This is a genomic window from Rhodoferax sp. AJA081-3 (assembly GCF_017798165.1).
In the GTDB taxonomy this organism is placed as follows: Bacteria; Pseudomonadota; Gammaproteobacteria; order Burkholderiales; family Burkholderiaceae_C; genus Allorhodoferax.
In genome coordinates, this window is record NZ_CP059068.1 from 3,969,478 (window position 1) to 3,988,486 (window position 19,009).

Annotated in this window: 19 protein-coding genes and 1 pseudogene; 13 read left to right on the forward strand and 7 right to left on the reverse strand. The window is 60.1% G+C overall.

Annotated elements, in window-relative coordinates; genetic code table 11:
* Window positions 1–75 precede the first annotated feature (75 nt).
* Window positions 76–1,041, forward strand: coding sequence for a LysR family transcriptional regulator (locus HZ993_RS18670; protein ID WP_209394221.1), 966 nt, complete (start codon window positions 76–78; stop codon window positions 1,039–1,041).
* A gap of 9 nt (window positions 1,042–1,050) precedes the next feature.
* Window positions 1,051–1,794, forward strand: coding sequence for a hypothetical protein (locus tag HZ993_RS18675; protein WP_209394222.1), 744 nt, complete (start codon window positions 1,051–1,053; stop codon window positions 1,792–1,794).
* On the opposite strand, the gene HZ993_RS18680 is transcribed toward HZ993_RS18675, so the two are convergent.
* Complete coding sequence (locus HZ993_RS18680) at window positions 1,791–2,537, reverse strand: sulfite exporter TauE/SafE family protein (RefSeq protein WP_209394223.1); 747 nt, start codon at window positions 2,535–2,537, stop codon at window positions 1,791–1,793. The genes HZ993_RS18675 and HZ993_RS18680 overlap by 4 nt on opposite strands.
* Before the next feature lie 172 nt (window positions 2,538–2,709).
* On the opposite strand from HZ993_RS18680, the gene HZ993_RS18685 reads away from it, so the two are divergent.
* Window positions 2,710–3,828: a YhcG family protein gene (locus HZ993_RS18685; RefSeq protein ID WP_209394224.1), complete on the forward strand. Its 1,119-nt coding sequence runs from the start codon at window positions 2,710–2,712 to the stop codon at window positions 3,826–3,828.
* Between the two features lie 42 nt (window positions 3,829–3,870).
* Here the strand turns inward: HZ993_RS18685 and HZ993_RS18690 are convergent, their stop codons facing one another.
* Window positions 3,871–4,251: a VOC family protein gene (locus HZ993_RS18690; RefSeq protein ID WP_209394225.1), complete on the reverse strand. Its 381-nt coding sequence runs from the start codon at window positions 4,249–4,251 to the stop codon at window positions 3,871–3,873.
* A gap of 127 nt (window positions 4,252–4,378) precedes the next feature.
* On the opposite strand from HZ993_RS18690, the gene HZ993_RS18695 reads away from it, so the two are divergent.
* Entirely contained in the window at window positions 4,379–5,509 is a 1,131-nt protein-coding gene (locus HZ993_RS18695; RefSeq protein ID WP_209394226.1) for a Fic family protein, read from the forward strand.
* A gap of 42 nt (window positions 5,510–5,551) precedes the next feature.
* Entirely contained in the window at window positions 5,552–6,118 is a 567-nt protein-coding gene (locus HZ993_RS18700) for a YdeI family protein (protein ID WP_209394227.1), read from the forward strand.
* Between the two features lie 155 nt (window positions 6,119–6,273).
* Here the strand turns inward: HZ993_RS18700 and HZ993_RS18705 are convergent, their stop codons facing one another.
* The 5 genes and pseudogenes from HZ993_RS18705 to HZ993_RS18720 form a co-directional block, all read right to left on the reverse strand.
* The gene (locus HZ993_RS18705; protein ID WP_209394228.1) at window positions 6,274–7,587 is read right to left on the reverse strand and encodes an AAA family ATPase; all 1,314 of its coding nucleotides are present in this window, start codon (window positions 7,585–7,587) and stop codon (window positions 6,274–6,276) included.
* Between the two features lie 76 nt (window positions 7,588–7,663).
* A complete protein-coding gene (locus HZ993_RS24805; protein WP_256440994.1) occupies window positions 7,664–7,891 on the reverse strand; it encodes a 3'-5' exonuclease in 228 nt (75 codons plus the stop codon).
* Window positions 7,892–8,230, reverse strand: a pseudogene (locus HZ993_RS24660) (nuclease-related domain-containing protein); the annotation flags it as partial.
* Window positions 8,231–8,425: 195 nt separating this feature from the next.
* The gene (locus HZ993_RS18715; protein WP_209394230.1) at window positions 8,426–8,851 is read right to left on the reverse strand and encodes a VOC family protein; all 426 of its coding nucleotides are present in this window, start codon (window positions 8,849–8,851) and stop codon (window positions 8,426–8,428) included.
* 38 nt (window positions 8,852–8,889) lie between these two features.
* Complete coding sequence (locus HZ993_RS18720; RefSeq protein ID WP_209394231.1) at window positions 8,890–9,348, reverse strand: SRPBCC family protein; 459 nt, start codon at window positions 9,346–9,348, stop codon at window positions 8,890–8,892.
* A gap of 174 nt (window positions 9,349–9,522) precedes the next feature.
* Here HZ993_RS18720 and HZ993_RS18725 point away from each other — a divergent pair, with 174 nt between their 5' ends.
* From HZ993_RS18725 to HZ993_RS18760, 8 genes are all read left to right on the forward strand, one after another.
* A complete protein-coding gene (locus tag HZ993_RS18725) occupies window positions 9,523–12,333 on the forward strand; it encodes a pitrilysin family protein (RefSeq protein ID WP_209394232.1) in 2,811 nt (936 codons plus the stop codon).
* 84 nt (window positions 12,334–12,417) lie between these two features.
* On the forward strand, window positions 12,418–13,671 hold the full coding sequence (locus tag HZ993_RS18730; RefSeq protein WP_209394233.1) for a hybrid sensor histidine kinase/response regulator: 1,254 nt from the start codon (window positions 12,418–12,420) through the stop codon (window positions 13,669–13,671).
* 133 nt (window positions 13,672–13,804) lie between these two features.
* On the forward strand, window positions 13,805–14,539 hold the full coding sequence (locus HZ993_RS18735; RefSeq protein WP_245213688.1) for a TetR/AcrR family transcriptional regulator: 735 nt from the start codon (window positions 13,805–13,807) through the stop codon (window positions 14,537–14,539).
* A gap of 9 nt (window positions 14,540–14,548) precedes the next feature.
* Entirely contained in the window at window positions 14,549–15,433 is an 885-nt protein-coding gene (locus HZ993_RS18740; protein ID WP_209394234.1) for an SDR family oxidoreductase, read from the forward strand.
* Window positions 15,434–15,462: 29 nt separating this feature from the next.
* Window positions 15,463–16,635 carry an acyl-CoA dehydrogenase family protein gene (locus HZ993_RS18745; RefSeq protein WP_209394235.1) on the forward strand — a complete coding sequence of 391 codons (1,173 nt, stop codon included), beginning with the start codon at window positions 15,463–15,465 and terminating at the stop codon, window positions 16,633–16,635.
* Window positions 16,632–17,807 carry an acyl-CoA dehydrogenase family protein gene (locus tag HZ993_RS18750; RefSeq protein ID WP_209394236.1) on the forward strand — a complete coding sequence of 392 codons (1,176 nt, stop codon included), beginning with the start codon at window positions 16,632–16,634 and terminating at the stop codon, window positions 17,805–17,807. Before HZ993_RS18745 ends, HZ993_RS18750 begins: the two co-directional genes overlap by 4 nt.
* Before the next feature lie 9 nt (window positions 17,808–17,816).
* Window positions 17,817–18,314, forward strand: a complete 498-nt coding sequence (locus HZ993_RS18755) for a thioesterase family protein (RefSeq protein WP_209394237.1) — start codon at window positions 17,817–17,819, stop codon at window positions 18,312–18,314.
* Window positions 18,315–18,361: 47 nt separating this feature from the next.
* Entirely contained in the window at window positions 18,362–18,892 is a 531-nt protein-coding gene (locus HZ993_RS18760; RefSeq protein WP_209394238.1) for a GNAT family N-acetyltransferase, read from the forward strand.
* Window positions 18,893–19,009 lie beyond the last annotated feature (117 nt).

A 19,009-nucleotide genomic window follows, 5' to 3' on the forward strand; every position in this document is an offset into this window, starting at 1 on the left:
TGTAGATTTGCAGCGAACAAAGAAAAAGTCATCAATGGTTGTTTGATTGCTGAGTGGAAGTTGATAATTGGCCGCATGAAAAACCTGCAAGGCCTGCTCGCGTTTGTGGAAATTGCCGCCAGTGGCAGCATCACCGCCGCGGCGGACCGCCTGGACCTGACAGCCGCCGCCGTCAGCAAAAGCCTGGCCAAGCTGGAGCAGCAGTTGGGTGTGCGGCTGTTGAACCGCAGCACCCGGCGCCTGTCGCTCACGCAAGAGGGCGAGGGCTTTCTGGAAGACGCCCGCCAGGCCCTGCGCCTGCTGGACGAGGCCGTGGCCGGTGTCTCGCAATCGGCCAGCACGCCGACAGGAAAGGTGCGCATCTCGGTGGGCATGGCGTTTGGCCGGCGCTGGGTCTTGCCGGCACTGCCCGTCATCAGCACCGCCTACCCCGGCCTGGCCATCGATGTGGACCTGGACAACCGCCCGGTGGACCTGGTGGCCCAGGGCTATGACATCGGTATTCGCGGGGGGCTGATTGAAGACTCCAGCCTCATCGCGCGGCGCGTGTGCGCGCTGCCGCTGGTGCTGCTGGCCAGCCCCGACTACCTGCGCACGGCTGGTGTGCCCGGCACGGTGGAATCATTGGCCCAACACCGCTGTGCCGGCGTGCGTCTGGCCAGCGGGCCACCCACGCCGTGGATGTTCAAACAGCCCGACGGCAGCCGCGTGGAACACACACCACAGGCCCAGCTCACCGTGAACGACCCCGAGGCCCTGATCGACCTGGCCCTGGCCGGTGCCGGCATCGTGCAGGGTGGCCTGACCCATGCCCTGCCGCACCTGCGCAGCGGCGCCTTGAAGCTGGTGCTGCCCGGGCTGCACGATACCGGTGTGCGCGAGGTCGTAGTGCACTACCCGCACCGTCGCTACCTGGCGCCGCGCGTGCGCGTGGTGGTGGACGCGCTGATGGCCCACTTTGCCGCCAGTGCGGACATGCACCTCAGCGTGGACGGCTTGGTGCGCGACCATCCGCAACTGGTGGCACAGGCGCTTCGCTAAAGTACGTGCATGAGCACGATAAACCGCACCCAATTGATTGCCACGCTGCGCCAGGCGCTGGAGCAAAACCCTGCCGTTTGCGCCGCGTGGGAGGGCGGCAGCGCCGCCTTCACCTACATGGATGAGCTGTCGGATGTGGACGCAGTGGTCGTGGTGGAAGACGATGCGGTTGCCGCAGTATTTGATGCTGTAGAAGCCGCCCTGGCCGCGCTCAGCCCTATAGACCTGCGCCACGACATCACCGGCACCGTGGGCTACCAGCAGCGCTTCTACCGGCTGCGCGATGCCTCGCCCTTCTTGGTGGTGGACCTGGTGCTGATGCGCCGTGGCGACCCACTGCTGTTCCGCGAGGTAGAGCTGCACGGCAAAGGCACCACCTGGCTGGACCGATACAACCTGCTAAGCACCAAGCACCTGGATGCGCAGGCCGACCTGGCCCAGGCCATGGCCCGCCTGCCCGCGCTGCGCGCGGCGTTTGACATGTTTCAGCACATCCCCACCAAAGAGCGCCTGCGCGGCCGCGCGGTGGAGGCGCTGAGCTTCTACCACGCCATGACCCTGCGCCCCTTGGTCGAAGCCCTGCGCATACGCCACTGCCCGCACCTGCGCAACTTTGGCCTGCGCTACCTGGACCGCGACCTGCCCGCCGATGTGGTGGCGCGCATCCGGGAGTTGATGTTTGTCAGCGACCTGGACGATCTGGAGCGCAAACATGCGCAGGCGCAAGCGTGGTTTTGGGAGACGGTGGGTTAAGCCACCAACCCATCCCACACCAGCTTCACCCCGGTCAAAAACATACCCGCATACAAGAAGCGGTAAAACACCACCTGGCTGATGCGCCGCGCCCAATGCACGCCAATCCACACGCCAATCGGCGCCAGGGGCAGCAGCACCAGCGATGTGGTCATGTTGCGCGTGTCCAGCAGGCCCAGCCAGGCATAGGGAATCCACTTGCACAGATTCACCACAAAGAAGAAAAACGCCATCGTGGCGGTGAACTTGACCGGCGACAGCTTCAACGGAATCACATACGCATTGATAGGCGGCCCGCCCGCATGCGCCACAAAGCTGGTGAAGCCCGACAGCGTGGTCAGCACCGCGCCCAGCCACTTGGGCGGCAAAGGGCTGTCGGGCTTGGGCGGAAACGCCACGCGCTGCGCCAGAAACAGCAAGGTGAACACACCCACGATGGCAGCCACCGTGTGTGCGTTCAGCAGCTTGAACAGCAGCGCCCCCACGATGATGCCCAGCACCCCAAACGGAAGGATGAAGCGCAACAACGCGCGGTCAAAGTCTTTGCGAAAGGCGGCGATGCCCAGCACGTCCATCAACAGCAGCACCGGCATCAGAATGGCCGCTGCCTGCGGCACGGTCACAGCCAGCGCCATCATGGGCACGGCCAGGGATCCGAAGCCAGCACCGAAGCCGCTTTTGCTGATGCCCAGCAGGAGTACGGCGGGGATGGTTACGGCGTAGAAGTAGGGATCGGTGATCAAGGTTTTGCAGCGGGCATGAGATGGCGAAACATTGGGTGGGCTTTTGGGGCTCTATCGGGGAGGGGACGATGGTAAGTGATGGACATCAGCCCGTTGCTTTCGTGCGTTGTGATGCTGTGTAAAAATACAGTAAAAAAACAAGCCATCAACCACCAGTGTGCGAGGACCCGCTATGAAGAAAACGCCGAACATTCCGGCCATCGACAAGACCGAGTCTGCGCTTTTAGCCCGCATTTGCACTCTGGTCGAATCGGCCCGAAACACGGTGGCCCGTGGCGTTGATCTGGTGCAAGTGCACACCAACTTTGAGATTGGTCGGCACATCGTTGAATTTGAACAACAAGGTCAGGGCCGGGCGGAATACGGTACGCAAATGCTCAAGCGCTTGGCTGAACGGCTGACTGCCGAATTTGGCAGCGGCTTTTCCGCCACCAACCTCAAACTTATGCGGCAGTTTTATGCACTTCACGCCCAAAGAATGGGTCAGACAGCGTCTGGCTTATTCGAGATCCAGACGCGACAGCCAATTGGTCAGACACTGTCTGACCAATTGGCCACCACGGAAAACCGCCCGTTCTCCCTTAGCTGGTCCCACTACGTTTTCCTGCTGGGAATCAAAAAGGCGGATGAACGCAGCTTTTACGAAATCGAATCTACTAACCAAAACTGGACGCTGCGCGAACTGCGCCGCCAGTTCCAAAGCGGCCTGTACGAGCGCCTGGCCCTGAGCCGCGACCAGGACGGCATTCGGCAACTGTCTCAACAAGGGCAAATCGTCAGTCAGCCAAAGGACCTGCTCAAAGAGCCGCTGGTGTTGGAGTTCTTGGGGCTGTCGGAGCAAGCCCGGTTTTCTGAGTCTGACCTTGAGGCCGCCATCATCAACCAGATCGAACACTTTTTGCTGGAGCTGGGCAAGGGCTTTCTGTTTGAGGCCCGGCAAAAGCGCTTCACTTTTGACGACGACCACTTCTTTGTGGACCTGGTTTTTTACAACCGCCTGTTGCGCTGCTATGTGCTGATCGATCTGAAGATCGGCAAGCTCACCCACCAGGATTTGGGCCAAATGCAGATGTACGTCAACTACTTTGACCGATATGTCAAAACCGATGCCGAGGCCGCCACCGTAGGAATCGTGTTGTGCAAGAAAAAACGCGAGGCGCTGGTGGAAATCACGTTGCCCAAAGACGCAAACATCCACGCCCGGGAATACCAGCTCTATTTGCCGAGTAAAGAAGAACTGCAACAGAAACTGGTGGAATGGGCGGAAATTGATGGTGAAAGTGGCGCGTAGCCCACGTGAAATATGCCCTAGCAGCTATCAAAAGCGAAGCGGCTATGCCATGGGCGTGCACAGTTCCACCAGAAAGCCGTTGATGTCGGCCACATAGGCAATGGTCTGGCCCCAGGGCATTACCTCCAGCGGGCGCATGGGCGTGGCCCCGGCGGCAATCGCGCGCGCCAGCGCGGCGGCCACATCTGGCGTGCACAGCGCTATCTCAAAGCAGGGTGCGGTGGGGCTGGCCGCCTGCGGGTTCTTGCCCAGTTGCTGCATGAGCCGGTGCGCTGAAAACGCCAGCGCCGTGCTGCCCGTCTCCAGCTCGCCGTAGTCTCCGCTTTCATGCAGAAAGCGCGTGGTGAGCCCGAAGGCGGCTTCATAAAATTTGAGCGTGGCGGGCACGTCTGGCACGTAGAGGATGGTGTAGCCCAGTTGCATGGCAAGTTTTCCTTTGGTTTGAATTACCCGCAGGATACGCTGGCGGTGCTGGCAGAGCGGCCAATAGCGGCGAATAAGCGCGGTATTCACCGCACATAAAGCGGCGAATGTACCGCATAATCGCCGCATGTTCCCCGAAAAGCCCCCACGCCGCCGCACCTTCCTCTGGCAGCGCCCCGACTGGCCGCAGTGGCGGTTTGACACGGCTGCGCTTGCCGCGCCGCTGGCGCAAGTGCACCGCGCGCAGGGCCATCTGGCGGGCCGCATGGCAGAGCTGGGGCTGGCGCAGCGCAACCAGGCCACGCTACAAGCCCTTACCCAAGAAGTCATCACCACCAGCGCCATTGAAGGCGAGGCGCTCAACCTGGACGCTGTGCGCTCGTCCATCGCCCGCAGGCTGGGTGTGGATATAGGCGCGCTGGCACCCGCCGACCGCAACGTGGATGGCGTGGTCGACATGGTGCTGGACGCAACCCATCAGCACGCCACGCCCCTCACGGCCGAGCGCCTGTTTGGCTGGCACGCGGCGCTGTTCCCCACCGGCTACAGCGGCAGGGTGCGCATCCAGGTGGGTGCGTGGCGCAACGACGCCGCAGGCCCCATGCAAGTGGTGTCCGGCCCCGTGGGCCGTGAAAAAGTGCACTTCGAGGCCCCACCCGCCACCGCGCTACCCACAGAGACTGCTGCCTTTCTGCAATGGTTTAACGCCGCCCCCGCGGGCGACGCACTCCTCCACGCCGGGCTGGCCCACTTGTGGCTCGTCACCCTGCACCCGTTTGACGACGGCAACGGACGCATCAGCCGCGCCGTGGGTGACATGGCGCTGGCGCGTGCAGAGGGCACGACACAAAGGTTCTACAGCCTGAGCGCCCAAATACAGCGCGAGCGCAAACAGTATTACGACCAGCTAGAAGCTAGCCAGCGTGGCACGTTGGATGTCACCCCCTGGCTGAACTGGTTTTTGGCCTGCCTGCTGCGTGCCGTGCAGGGCGCAGATGGCTTGCTGGCCGGCGTGCTAGACAAAGCCCAGTTTTGGCAACGCTGGGCTGGCACGCCCATGAACGCACGTCAAACACTGGTGCTGAACAAAGTGCTGGACGGAATGGAAGGCAAGCTGACCAACGCCAAGTGGGCGGCCATGAGCAAGTGTTCTGCAGACACGGCGCTGCGCGATATCAACGACCTGCTGGAGCGCGGCGTGCTACGTAGACTGGACGGTGGCGGCCGGAGTACAGGGTATTCGTTGTGTGTCAAATAGGCCTCTAGCCCCCGTGAAATATGCATCAGTCGCTATCAATTCATGAGCAAGCCAGTACACCAAACCTTTGAAACGCATGAGCAGCTGCACACATGGCTGCAGGCAAACCACGCCAGCGAGACCGAGCTATGGGTGCGCATCTACAAAAAGGCTACCGGCCAGCCCAGCGTGACGTGGGAAGACTGCGTGGTGGCGGCTATTTGCTGGGGCTGGATCGACGCGGTGCGCAAGTCCCTGGACGACACCTCGTTTCTGCAACGCCTGACCCCGCGCCGCGCACGCTCCAACTGGTCGCAGAAGAACGTGCAGCATGCCGAGCGGCTAATAGAGCAAGGGCGCATGCAAGCCGCCGGCCTGGCGCATGTAGAGGCCGCCCGCAGCGATGGCCGCTGGACCTCCGCCTACGCCGGCAGCGCCACCATGGTCATGCCCGAAGACTTTTTGGCGGCGCTGCAACAAGACCCCGCTGCCCACGCTTTCTACGCCACGCTCAAACGCGCGAGCCAGTTCACCATTTACTACCGGCTGCAGAATGCGAAGCGGCCAGAGACGCGGCAGAAGCGCATGGCGGAGATGCTGGCTAAGTTGGCGCGGAGTGAAAGCCCTTGAAATTTTCCGCCGGAGGGAGGGGTGTGCAAGCGCTAATTTCGTAAACCATATTGGACCATGGCCCCATAAAATATTCGAGAGCAAGCTGTATTTCCACTAACTGCAAGTGCATCTCCGGGTACATCGAAATTCTGGTTTAGCGATTTAACAGATACTTAAAATGCAAACTTTAGTTTAACTACAGAGGAATCCAGAGGATTTTTAATGAGCATCGCGCGAATGCACATAATATATCTTGGATCAATTATTCTGTATTCTTTTGTTTTAGGATTCCTCTTCAGTAGAGGTGAATCCCCGCAGGATAATTCGTTTAGTATTCCTCCGACTCCCATGCCACCATTTGCGATGGTCAAAGGAAATTCCTCTGTGATTTTTTCCACAATTTTCGTGGAATCGAATTGATGGGTGTTGAGTATTCCCATACAAAATATTACTTGATTTCTTCTGGCTACTGCAGTGTTTCGACTATTTAGATGCGATTCAACTACGGTATAGGCCTTTCTCAATCCTATACATAACCATTCTCTATCTGCTTCTGGCACTAACTTTTCTTCGAAGTTGCCTTTGTTGTCTTCAATTTTGTAAGCAAGCTTTTCACAGTACTCTTGAACGCGTTGCGCAACACCCATTGTTACGTAATGAATGTGATCTGACGTTTTTAGTAAATGTCCGGCAGAAATATCGTAATTCAACAGATTGTTGAATCCTCTATCGAGGATTGTGTTAATCATGGATTTATTTAGACCGCCCACCTTGGGTAGCTCTTCGAGTCTGTTTGAAACAGATTCAAGGTTTTTAGTTTTTGCAAAGTACTCTAAAACCCCATTTGGTACTCCGACGATAAGAAATTTTATTTTATGTTTTGCATATCTTTCATCGTCAAGTAGAATCAAAATGTCTGCTAGTTCGTTCATCAAATCAATTTGATCGAATATAGACTCTAGATTGTCCAAGACCAAAACGGCATACTCGGAATTGATGCTTTCACGAAAAATAGAAAGTGCTTCAACCAGTGGTTCTGCGCATTGAATTGCATATTGATTTTGGTGGGCAAGTTTTCCTTCTGCAACCAATGCTTTGATTGCCGCCTCTTTGTTTTCGGTATACCCTGTTTTCTTTGAGGTGCCAGTCGGAGTTAACGCATTGACAATTTCTTGTGTAAGAGACTTTAACCTAGAGGCGTTTGCGCAATTCGCTGTTCGATAAGCAATGCCCTCTTGGTCCATTACTTTTTTGTATAGCCATGATTTTCCGTTACCACTTTCGCCGAATAGCAGACTGTGCATTGATCCTTTAATTGATCGGAGTAAACGTTGTTCTAGATCATGACGTGGGACATATATCTTCAAATTAACAGTTGAGCTGCGGGGGGTAAAAACATCGCTGATTTGTGTTTCACGCTTTGTAGTAGAAATAATGGCCATATTTGTAAATTGGTTGTTAAAAATTCGATTTGTTTCTTTTGTCATATATCAATACAAAGTTCCACTAAGGCTTTAAAAAGTCTCAAAGTCCACCGTCCCCACATACCCCTATCAACAACCGCTAGGTCGCCCGCGTTGCCGCCACATAAAACACCCGCGCCGCTGCCTTTTCGTCCTCCCCCGCCGCTGGCACGTGCGCATCGCCGGGTAGTGCCACCACGGGGAATTCGAGGTCTTTGCTGACATTCATGGTCATGACCTTGATTTTGTTGCTGGTGAGGTCAAAGTCGCCAGAGCGCAGCCGGTTTTCTATGGGCAGTTTGCGTTGGGCAAGTGCCTGCGCGCACAGATCGCGCTCTAGCGCATTGACGACTTGGTGTGCGCATTTGCGCGCTTGCTCCAACGGGTTGATGACGCTTTTAGGGACACCGTCGGGGATGATTTCCCAGGTCTGTTTGTCGGCCTGCTGTAAGGTGGACAGCTTCCAGTCCTTCACCTCCAGCACCAGGATGCCCCGGCGCGGGTGCATCACGCAAAAGTCGGGGTGGGCGTTCTTGGGCCCCATGGGCACGTCGTACCACAGCAAGTAGTCGTCATCAAGCTTGTCTTCCAGCCGCTGGGCCACGCGCCGCTCGCCGCTGGTCATACGGTACGCACACGTACTGATGGAAGGAATGAGAGTGGCCATCCCGGAATCACCCCCCTGCGAGTGAGTTGTATCGTTATGTAGGCATCATGCCGACTTTGTGGGCACGCGGCTAGGGGGTTAATGCCAGAGTGTGGGGTTTAGGTAAAGAAAATATGCCGCTAGCCACCGTGCAACATACGCATCTCGCTATCAAAGTGATAGTGAATGTAGTGAGTCGCTGTGTTGCTACTCTGACTACGCCGCCTCAGCCGGCGGCACGATCACCATCCACCCCACGCCAAACTGGTCTTCCAGCATGCCAAAGCAGGGCGACCAGAATGTGGGGCCGAGCGGCATCACCACCTTGCCGCCTTGGGCCAGCGCGTCAAACTTGCGGTGGGCCTCGGCCGTGTCGTCCACGCCCAGGGTCAGGCTGAAGCCTTTGAAGCTGGGCGCCATGTCGCTGTTGCCGTCGGTCACCAGCAGGTTCATGCCGCCGATGCGCAGGCTGGCGTGCATGATCTTGTTGTCAAACCCTGGGGGAATGGCGCCGGGTGGTGGTGGGTCTGGCGCTTCGTTCATGCGCATCTTCACCGTCACCTCGGCGCCGATGGCGTGTTGGTAGAAATCCATGGCCTCTTCGCAGCGGCCGTTGAAAAACAGGTAGGGTTCCAGTGTCATGGGGTGCTCTCCTTGTTGTGGATTGATTGTTGGCTCTATCAGTCGGGGATGTTGGGCTCAACCAGTGCGGCCAGTTGCAGCAGCGATTCTTGCCAGCCCAGGTAACACATCTCCACCGGTATCACCGCGGGCAGGCCTTCTTGCAGGACATGCATCTCGGTGCCGCACAGCACGGGCTTCAGCGTGATGGTGTTGGTGATCGTGCCGGGCAGGTTAGGGTCGTCAAACTGGTCGGTGTAGACGATCTTGGCGCCGGGCACCAGCTCCAGGTATTCGCCACCAAAGCTGTGGCCGTTGCCGGTGCCAAAGTTGGTGAACGACATTTTGAAGGTGCCGCCCACCTTGGCCTCCATGTGGTGCACCGTGCAGATGAATCCATAGGGTGGCAGCCATCTGGCGATGGCGCCGGGCTCCAGAAAGGCGCGGTAGACGCGGTCGGCCGGGGCGCGCAAGACGCGGTGCAATACAACGGTGTGGGGTGGGGTTGGGGTAGTCATGTTTGTCATTTTGTACGGAAAAGCGCTGCGCTGCCAGCCGGGTGGCGTGCATCTTGGCCATGGCGCAAAAGCCTGCACACCCGGTCATTAGCGTCCCTCCATGGTTTACCCCCAACCCGGATTTACAGGCCTGTGCTAACGTCTGCGCCTTGTCTTTTTTGACCCGAAAGAACCATGAAACGACTTCTCCTTACCGCGGGCCTGTTGCTGGCATCGGTGCTGTCACAAGCAGCACCCGTGGCAGTCAAGGGCTACACCCACGTTAAAACCGTGGGCAGCATTGACGAATACACCCTCGCGTCCAACGGCCTGCAGGTCTTGCTGATGCCCGAGCATTCCAGCCCCACGCTGACCTTTATGGTCACCTACCGCGTGGGCTCGCGCGACGAGGTGACCGGCACCACCGGCGCCACGCACCTGCTGGAGCACCTGATGTTCAAGGGCTCCAAGAACCACACCCGCGAAAAGGGCAACAACGTGGACCAGTTGCTGGAGCGCACCGGCGCCCTGTACAACGCCACCACCTGGCTGGACCGCACCAATTACTACGCCAACATGGGCAACGAGCACCTGGGCACGGTGATGGCCATGGAAGCCGACCGCATGCGCAACCTGCTGTTGCGTGAAGAAGACCGCAAGCCCGAGATGACCGTGGTGCGCAACGAGTTTGAGCGCGGCGAGAACTCGCCTATCCAGGCTCTGTACAAAGAGATCTACCAGACCGCCTTTGTGGCCCACCCCTACCACCACAGCACCATTGGCCACCGCAGCGATATCGAGAAGGTGTCCATTGCCAAGCTGCGCGAGTTTTACGATACCTATTACTGGCCCAACAACGCCACCATCACCATCATTGGAGATTTCCCGCCGGCCAAGGCCTTGGAGATGGTGAAAAAGACGTTTGGTGCCTACCCCCGTTCGCCCAAGCCCATTCCACAGGTCTACACCGAAGAGCCCACACAAAACGGCGCCCGCCGCACCATCGTCAAGCGCCCGGGGCAACTGGGTGTGGTGGCCGTGGGGCACAAGATACCGGCCGCCACCCACGCAGACTTTGCTGCCGTGGCGCTGATGAGTGCCATCCTGGCGGACGGCAAAAACAGCCGCATGTACAAAGCCATCACCAACAAAAACCTGTCCACCGGGGTGGAGGGTGAGTTTGGCATCTTCCGCGACACATCCATGCACATCGTGTTTGCACCGCTGGCCCCTGGGGCCAAGCATGACGAGGTGGAAGGCATCGTGGTGCAAGAGATCGAGCGCCTGAAGAAAGAAGGCGTGACCGATACCGAGCTCAAGGCTGCTGCAGCCAAATACGCCGCCGACTCGGCCTTCAAACTGGATGGCTCGTTTGGCATTGCCGGCAACATCAATGAATTCATTGCCGCCGGTGACTGGTCCCTGTTCTACGGCCTGGACGAGGCCATCAAGAAGGTCACTGCCGCCGACATCCAGCGTGTGGCCAACAAATACTTGGTGGAAGACTCCAGCACCACCGGCTGGTTTGTGCCCACCGTTGCGGGCGCTGCGCCACCTGCAGCGGGCGCCAAGGCTGGCCTGAAGGCGGGTCTGAAGGAAAGCGCGTCGGGTGGTCCTTTCTACTACCGCGAGCCAGGCCATGACCACGGCATGTTGTCCCGCTCGGCGGCAGCCAATGGGGCCAAAGAGGCCACTGCGGGTGGAGCCGCGAGCGCCGCTGCTGCTGGTGGCAGCAAGATTGCCCCCAATGCCAAGCGCAGCACGGTGGCGGGTATCGACGTCATCGCCTACCCCATGGGTGTTAAAGATGTGGTGACCGTGCGGGCCAATTTGCCGGCTGGTCGCGCCTTGGGCGCGGGTGGCAACCCGGCCATCCCCACACTCACCGGCATGCTGCTGGACCAGGGCACCAAGACGCAAGACAAGTTTGCCATCGCTGAAAAGCTGGAGTCCGTGGGTGCCAGCATCAACTTCCGTGTGGGCACCGATGTGCTGGACATCAGCGCCCGTGCCCTGAAAAAAGACGTGCCCATGGTGCTGAGCCTGATTGCCGAGCAGCTGCGTACACCCGCCTTCAGCGCCGAAGAGTTTGCCAAGGCCAAGAAACAGATGGCCGGTGGCATCAAGCGCAGCCTGGAGAGCACCGACTACCGTGCGGCCGATGCCTTCAGCCGCGCCGCCTACCCCGTGGGCCACCCCAACCGCAGCGTGGCGCCTGACGACATGCTGGCCGCCATCGAGTCCGCCACGCTGGACGAGGTACAGGCCTTCCACAAGGCCAACTACGGCCCCGCGGGCATGAAGCTGGTGCTGGTGGGTGACCTGGATCTGCCCGCCATGCAGGCCGAGATCGCCCGCGGCTTTGGCGGCTGGACCGGTGGCAAGGCCGTAGTGCGTGCCGCCAAGCCTGCCAGCGCCTTGGCCGGTGGTGTGCAAGACGTGGCCATGGAGGGCAAGACCAGCGTGTCCGTGGTCTGGGGCCAGCCCAGCGGCCTGCGTTACAACGATGCCGACTACCAGGCCCTGCGCTTGGCCACTGCCATTCTGGGCAGCGGTTTTACCGGACGCCTGATGGCCAATGTTCGGGACAAGGAAGGCCTGACCTACGACGCCCGTGCCGGCATGGGCAATGACATGTTCAACGACGGCGACTGGCGCATGCAGGCCACGTTTGCGCCAGACCTGCTGGACAAGGGCATTGCCTCGGCACAACGCCAGCTCAAGCTCTGGTACGAGGCCGGTGCCACACCCGCCGAAATCAGCGCCCGCAAGACCAACCTGATCGGCAGCTTCAAGGTGGGCCTGGCCACCACCGGCGGCATGGCCGAGAACCTGATCGCTGCGGTCAGCCGGGGTTACGATGTGACCTGGCTGGATGATTTTCCGGTGAAGGTCAATGCCCTGAGCAACGAACAGGTCAACGCTGCTATCAAGAAGTACCTTAAGCCTGAGAGTATGGTGACCGTCAAGGCCGGTACGTTCGGCGCAGCCGCTGCTGCCAAGTAAGACCACAGCAAGTGCTCGACCCGGTGGAAAGCCAGGCCGGGTGCTTGCCTTCCCGGCCGTTTTGGCGCAGAGTCTGTCATTGATATGACACCACCCACTCTGCACAAACCGACCTTGCTGCTGGTGGATGACCAAATCCTCAATATCCAGCTGCTGCACCACATCTTCCACGACGACTACACCATCTGCTCGGCCACCACGGGCGCCCAGGCCTTGGCCCTGTGCGCACGCCAGCTGCCCGACCTGATCTTGCTGGATGTGGTGATGCCCGTCATGGACGGCCACGAGGTCTGCACCCAGCTCAAGGCCGACCCGCGCACGCGCGATATCCCCATCATTTTTGTGACCGGCCACAACAACCCGGAAGAAGAGTCCGCCGCCCTGCGTTTGGGTGCGGTGGACTTTATTTCCAAGCCGGTCAACGCTTCGGTGGTGAAGGCGCGGGTCAGCTCACAGCTGATGCTGCGCCAGACGCTGCGCCAAGTGCAGGATCTGAACCAGAACCTGGAAACCCGCGTGGCCCAGCGCACCGCAGAGCTGCAGCAGGCGCTGGAGCATCTGCACCATTCGCAGGAGGAACTGGCACACAATGCCGCCAATGCCACCCTCAGCACCATGATCGCCGGTGTTTCCCATGAGCTGCACACGCCCCTGGGCAATAGCAAAATGGTGGCCGGCACCCTGGCCGAACACACACGCGATATGGTGCGCGACCTGCATGCCGGCCTGCTCAAACGCTCGGGCCTGGAGCACTACATGGAGCAAATGACCGAAGGCGTGGCCCTGCTGCAGCGCAACCTGGAGCGGTCGGTCGAGCTGTTGGCCGACTTTCGCCAGGTGGCGGCCGACCAGGCCAGCGAACAGCGCCGCCAGTTTGACCTGGCCCCCATGGTCCACGAGATACTGCACACGCTCAGCCCCAGCCTCAAGCGCCACCCGCACAAGGTGGTGATTGACATACCCGACGGCATCGCCATGGACAGCCTGCCCGGCCCCTTGGGCCAGGTGGTGATCAACCTGGTGAACAACGCCTACCTGCACGCCTTTGAAGGGCGCACCAATGGGGTGTTGACCATACAGGGCCGCCAAGAGGGCGCGCAGGTGCAGTTGGCCTTTATCGACAACGGCGTGGGCATGGCGCCAGACCACCTGGCCAAATTGTTCGTGCCCTTCTTCAGCACCAAGATCGGCAAGGGCGGCACCGGCCTGGGCATGGCCATTGTGCGCAACCTGGTGGGCAAAACCCTGGGTGGGCGTATCACGGTGTCGTCGGTACTGGGCGAGGGCACCCGCTTTGACCTGGTGTTGCCCCGCGTGTTGCCGGGAGCGGCAGTATGATGAATGCTATAAATAATATAGCTATTGAATGAGTAATAACGGGGGCTAGAGGTCAATTTGGCTTGTAAGCACTGGGCGAAAGGTGTTTGCACCCCACGCCCAAGTATTTATACAAAGCATCTGCTTGCTATAAATGCTTGCATTTGTTATCGTCGGGTCTATGAAGCCAGACGTAGCGCCACCGCCCGCCGAATCCTCCGCCAAGCGCCCGCGCGGCCGCCCCCGCAAAACCGAAGACGAACGCGACGACGGCAACCGCCGCTTGGCCCTGTTGACGGCCGCCGCCCAGCTCTTTCGCCGCAAGGGTTTTGCCGCCACCACCACGCGCGATATTGCCGCCGCCGCCGGCATGCAAAGCGGCTCACCCTTCTACCACTTCAAAAGCAAAAACGCGCTGCTGTACGCCGTCATGGAGGAGGGCATGCGCTCCGCCTTGGCCCGTCTGCACGCCGCCACCCAGGCGCCGGGTTATGACGCCCTGGCGCCATCCGCCCAGTTGCGGGTGCTGGTCACGGTGCATTTTGAGGTTCTGCTGGGGCCGGGCAGCGACTTTGTGCCGGTGATGCTGTATGAGGCGCGCTCGCTGCCACCGCGCCAGCACAAGGCCCTGGGCCAGCTGATTGCCGAATACGAAACCCTGTGGCTGCCGGTGCTCAACGCATTGCATGCCAGTGGTGAACTGCGTGCGCCGGTGCGCCTGGCACGGCTGCTGATTCTGGGTGCGCTGAACTGGTCGGTGCAGTGGTTTGATCCCAAAAAGGGCGCGTCGCTGCAGGAGCTGTCGGACGCGGCCATGGACTTATTTTTACAACCTTGTGGGACGGACCAAGAATTACGTAGCAATTTTGCTCGGTCCCCAACTGATTAGAGGTCTTGTATGTCTTACGGTTCTGTTTTTGCGCCCGGCCTGTTTGCGGGCAAGGTCGTTATCGTCACCGGCGGTGGCTCGGGCATTGGCCGCTGCGCCGCGCACGAGCTGGCCGCGCTGGGCGCCACCGTGGCGCTGGTCGGCCGCAAGCTGGAGAAGTTGCAAAAGGTGGCCGACGAAATCACCGAGGACGGTGGCAAGGTCAGCTTCCATGTGTGCGACATCCGCCAGGAAGAGGCGGTCAAACAAACCGTGACGGCCATCGTGGCGCAGCACGGACGTGTGGATGGCCTGGTCAACAACGCGGGTGGCCAGTTCATGACACCGCTGGAGGCCATCAGCGCCAAGGGCTGGGAGGCGGTGGTCAACACCAACCTGACCGGCGGCTTCTTGATGGCGCGCGAATGTTTTCTGCAGGGCATGAACAAGACCGGCGGCGCGATTGTCAACATCGTGGCCGACATGTGGGGCTCCATGCCCGGCATGGGCCACAGCGGCGCGGCGCGGGCCGGCATGGTCAGCTTCACCGAAACCGCTGCGGTGGAATGGGCGGGTAAAGGGGTGCGTGTCAACGCGGTGGCGCCGGGTTACATCGCCTCTAGCGGCATGGACAACTACCCCGTAGAGATGGCACCCATGATCCGCGAGATGGCCAAGACCATACCCGCCGGGCGCTTTGGCACGGAGGCCGAGACCGCCGCTGGCATTGTGTTCCTGCTCAGCCCTGCGGCATCCTTCATCAGCGGCACCACGCTGCGCATCGATGGTGCCCGGCCGCAAGCTCGCAGCGGCTACCCCATGCGGGTGCCCGATGCCACGGTGCAGGCGCGGGATGCTGTCAAACCCTTCAGCGGATTCCACCGCGCCCAAACACCGAAGGTGTTTCAGGTCTGATTCCCCCCATCTTCTTTGAACCCATCACCATGCAATTCACCCACGAACACCACGAAATCCAGAAAACCCTGAAGCGCTTTATCGACGCCGAGATCAACCCCCATGTCGACGAATGGGAGGCCGCCGAGCAGTTCCCAGCGCATGAGGTCTTCAAGAAGCTGGGCAACCTGGGCCTCTTGGGCCTGACCAAACCCGAGGCCTATGGCGGCGCGGGGCTGGACTATTCCTACGGCATGGCCATGGCGGAAGCGTTGGGCCATATCGACTGCGGCGGTGTGCCCATGGCCGTTGGTGTTCAGACCGATATGTGCACACCCGCACTGGCGCGTTTTGGCAGTGAAGAGTTGAAAAAAGAGTTTCTGGTTCCGGCCATTGCCGGTGACACCGTGGGCTGCATTGGTGTCAGCGAGCCGGGCGCTGGAAGCGATGTGTCGGCCATCACATCCAAAGCCCGCAAGGACGGCGGCGACTATGTGATCACCGGCCAGAAGATGTGGATCACCAACAGCCTGCAGGCCGACTGGATGTGCATGCTGGTCAACACCGGCGACGGGCCCGCACACAAGAACAAAAGCCTGGTCATGGTCCCCATGCGCGAGAACGGCAAGCTGCGCAAGGGCATTGAAGTGGCGCAGAAGATCAAGAAGATCGGCATGCACTCCAGCGACACCGGTCTGATCTATTTTGATGAGGTGCGGGTGCCCCAACGCAACCTGATCGGCCAGGAGGGCGCAGGTTTTGTCTACCAGATGCAGCAGTTCCAGGAAGAGCGGCTGTGGTGCGCGGCCAGTGGTTTGCAGAGCCTGAACAACTGCATCCAGTGGACGGTGGAGTGGGCACAAGAGCGCAAGATGTTTGGCGCCACGCTGGCCGACCAACAGTGGGTGCAGTTCCGGCTTGCCGAAATGAAAACCGAGGTGGAGGCTCTGCGCGCGTTGACCTACCGCGCCTGCGAGTTGTATGTCAGTGGGCAGGATGTGCTGGAGTTGGCCTCCATGGCCAAGTTAAAGGCCGGGCGGTTGAACCGCATCGTGGCCGACGGCTGCCTCCAGTTCTGGGGCGGCATGGGTTACACGTGGGAGAACAAGGTGGCACGCCTGTTTCGCGATGGACGCCTGGGCTCCATTGGCGGTGGTGCGGACGAAGTCATGATGGGCATCATCGCCAAGACCATGGGCGTTGCCAAACGCAAGACGGTATGAGCGAGCTTGATATTCGCGCGGAAGACATTGCGGCTGTGGAAGACGGCGTGCGCCGCTTTGTGCAGACCGAGGTCAAGCCACATCTGGAAGTCTGGGAAGAGGCTGGTGAATTCCCCCTCAGCCTATACCAGCGCGCTGCTGATCTCGGATGGCTTGCCATGGGATACCCAGAGCAGTTCGGCGGCACTCCCGCACCCTGGAGCCTGCGCAACGCAATGACCATTGCCCTGGCCCGCTATGGCGGCAGCGGTGGACTGATGGCCAGCCTGTTCAGCCACAACATTGGTCTGCCGCCCGTGGTGCGCCATGGCAGTGCAACCTTGCAGCAACAAGTCATTCCCGATGTGTTGGCCGGCAAGAAGATTTCGGCGCTGGCCATTACCGAGCCCGGAGGCGGAACCGATGTGTCTGCACTCAAGACCACGGCACGCCGTGAGGGAGGCGAATACGTCGTCGACGGCGAGAAGGTGTTCATCACCTCCGGCGTGCGCGCCGACTGGTTGACCGTGGCCGTGCGTACCGACCTGCAAAACAAGGGGCCTATGGGCATATCCATGCTGATGGTGCCGGGTGATTCGGTGGGGCTGAGCAGAAGCCCGCTCAAGAAAATGGGATGGTTGTGTTCGGACACAGCGCAGATCCGTTTCGACGGTGTGCGGGTGCCGGTGGGCAACCTGGTGGGCGAAGAGGGTTCGGGCTTCAAGATCATTCTGACCAATTTCAATGGTGAACGCCTGTCCATGGCAGCCATGGCCCTGGGTTTTGCCGAGTGTTGTTATGACGAAGCCTTGGCCTGGGCGCAGCAGCGCAAGACCTTTGGCACCGCGCTGGTGGACCACCAGGTGATACGCCATAAGCTGATGGACATGAAGATGCGTATTGAGTCCACCCGTGCTTGGTTGAACGCGGTGTCGGCCCGCGCGGATGCGGGCGACCGGGGTGACAAGTCCGCCAAGGGCGCCGAATGGGTGGCGCAGGTTTGCCTGCTGAAGAACCACGCCACCCAGACCATGCAGTTCTGCGCCGACCAGGGGGTGCAGATTCTGGGTGGTATGGGCTTTATGCGCGGCACGGCCAGTGAACGTATCTACCGCGAGGTCAAGGTCATGATGATTGGTGGTGGTGCCGAAGAGATCATGAAAGAGTTGGCCTCGCGTCAGCTGGGTATTTGATACTGCACCATGCCTAAATCTCCCCACACTGCCAGTACAACAGCACCCGTGGAATTCGAACCCGAATTCCTGCAGGGCCTGACCCGCATCTTTGAAGAGTCCATCGTCTTCAACAAGGTGCTGGGCCTGAAGATCGCGTCCATCAAACCCGAACAGGTGGTGGCCCATATTGCGATGAAGCCCGAGCTGGTCGGGCACTACAGCTTTAACCGCATCCACGGGGGTGTCATCAGCGCGGGGTTGGACGCCATGGGCGGCCTGGCGGTAATGGCGGCCATTGGTGCGCGCCACATGGACGAGGCACCGCTGCAGCGTCTGCACCGCTTCAGCAAGCTGGGCACCATAGACCTGCGCATCGATTACCTGCGACCAGGTATTGGTGAAAGTTTTGAACTGCGCGCCGAAGTCATGCGCCTGGGCTCGCGCGTGGCGTCCACCCGTATGGAGTTTCTCGGGGCCGACGGCAAGCTGCTGTCCACGGGTGCAGGGGCCTACATCGTTTCCTGATACAAACGGGGTTTTCTGCCCAGGCCGCACTTGCGGAACCTTTCACCATGTCCATCACTGTTCGCCGCGCCAGCGTGCAAGACGCTGCAGCTTATGCCCGCATCATGGGGGACCCCAGTGTCTACCCGGGCCTGATGCAAATGCCTTATGCCAATGAGGAGCTGTGGCGCACGCGCCTGGCCGATACCAATGCACCCGGCAAGACCGACCTGCTGCTGGTCGCCGAGTTGGACGGTACCGTGGTGGGCACGGCCGGGCTGCACCCGGCGGGGGCATCCCAACGCCGGCGCCACGCGCTGATGCTGGGTATCTCTGTGGTGGCCGATGCCCAGGGCCGGGGTGTGGGCAGTGCGCTGATGCAAGCCCTGTGCGACTACTCCGACCGCTGGGTGGGGGCATTGCGCCTGGAGCTGAGTGTGTACACCGACAATGCCCGCGCCATCGGGTTGTACAAAAAATTCGGCTTCGAAATCGAAGGCACGATGCGGGGCTACGCCCTGCGCGACGGCCAGTTCACCGACACCCACGCCATGGTCCGCTTCCACCCCCAACCGCCCGGCATAGCGGTGCCGGCATAAACCGTGGCGTGGCCGCTGCACTTGTGTCCCAAAAGGCTGCGTGTAGTGGCACAAGCTGTGGAAAGAGTATTTAAACTGTGTAGCGCGCAATACCGCCAAACAGATAGTTTCCAGGGA

What these genes read in the sequence shown, in the direction of transcription:
- HZ993_RS18670 (WP_209394221.1), top strand. Translation starts at nt 76, where the DNA reads ATGAAAAACCTGCAAGGCCTGCTCGCGTTTGTGGAAATTGCCGCCAGT.
- HZ993_RS18675 (WP_209394222.1), top strand. Translation starts at nt 1,051, where the DNA reads ATGAGCACGATAAACCGCACCCAATTGATTGCCACGCTGCGCCAGGCG.
- HZ993_RS18685 (WP_209394224.1), top strand. Translation starts at nt 2,710, where the DNA reads ATGAAGAAAACGCCGAACATTCCGGCCATCGACAAGACCGAGTCTGCG.
- HZ993_RS18690 (WP_209394225.1), bottom strand. Translation starts at nt 4,251, where the DNA reads ATGCAACTGGGCTACACCATCCTCTACGTGCCAGACGTGCCCGCCACG.
- HZ993_RS18695 (WP_209394226.1), top strand. Translation starts at nt 4,379, where the DNA reads ATGTTCCCCGAAAAGCCCCCACGCCGCCGCACCTTCCTCTGGCAGCGC.
- HZ993_RS18700 (WP_209394227.1), top strand. Translation starts at nt 5,552, where the DNA reads ATGAGCAAGCCAGTACACCAAACCTTTGAAACGCATGAGCAGCTGCAC.
- HZ993_RS18705 (WP_209394228.1), bottom strand. Translation starts at nt 7,587, where the DNA reads ATGACAAAAGAAACAAATCGAATTTTTAACAACCAATTTACAAATATG.
- HZ993_RS18715 (WP_209394230.1), bottom strand. Translation starts at nt 8,851, where the DNA reads ATGACACTGGAACCCTACCTGTTTTTCAACGGCCGCTGCGAAGAGGCC.
- HZ993_RS18720 (WP_209394231.1), bottom strand. Translation starts at nt 9,348, where the DNA reads ATGACTACCCCAACCCCACCCCACACCGTTGTATTGCACCGCGTCTTG.
- HZ993_RS18725 (WP_209394232.1), top strand. Translation starts at nt 9,523, where the DNA reads ATGAAACGACTTCTCCTTACCGCGGGCCTGTTGCTGGCATCGGTGCTG.
- HZ993_RS18730 (WP_209394233.1), top strand. Translation starts at nt 12,418, where the DNA reads ATGACACCACCCACTCTGCACAAACCGACCTTGCTGCTGGTGGATGAC.
- HZ993_RS18735 (WP_245213688.1), top strand. Translation starts at nt 13,805, where the DNA reads ATGCTTGCATTTGTTATCGTCGGGTCTATGAAGCCAGACGTAGCGCCA.
- HZ993_RS18740 (WP_209394234.1), top strand. Translation starts at nt 14,549, where the DNA reads ATGTCTTACGGTTCTGTTTTTGCGCCCGGCCTGTTTGCGGGCAAGGTC.
- HZ993_RS18745 (WP_209394235.1), top strand. Translation starts at nt 15,463, where the DNA reads ATGCAATTCACCCACGAACACCACGAAATCCAGAAAACCCTGAAGCGC.
- HZ993_RS18750 (WP_209394236.1), top strand. Translation starts at nt 16,632, where the DNA reads ATGAGCGAGCTTGATATTCGCGCGGAAGACATTGCGGCTGTGGAAGAC.
- HZ993_RS18755 (WP_209394237.1), top strand. Translation starts at nt 17,817, where the DNA reads ATGCCTAAATCTCCCCACACTGCCAGTACAACAGCACCCGTGGAATTC.
- HZ993_RS18760 (WP_209394238.1), top strand. Translation starts at nt 18,362, where the DNA reads ATGTCCATCACTGTTCGCCGCGCCAGCGTGCAAGACGCTGCAGCTTAT.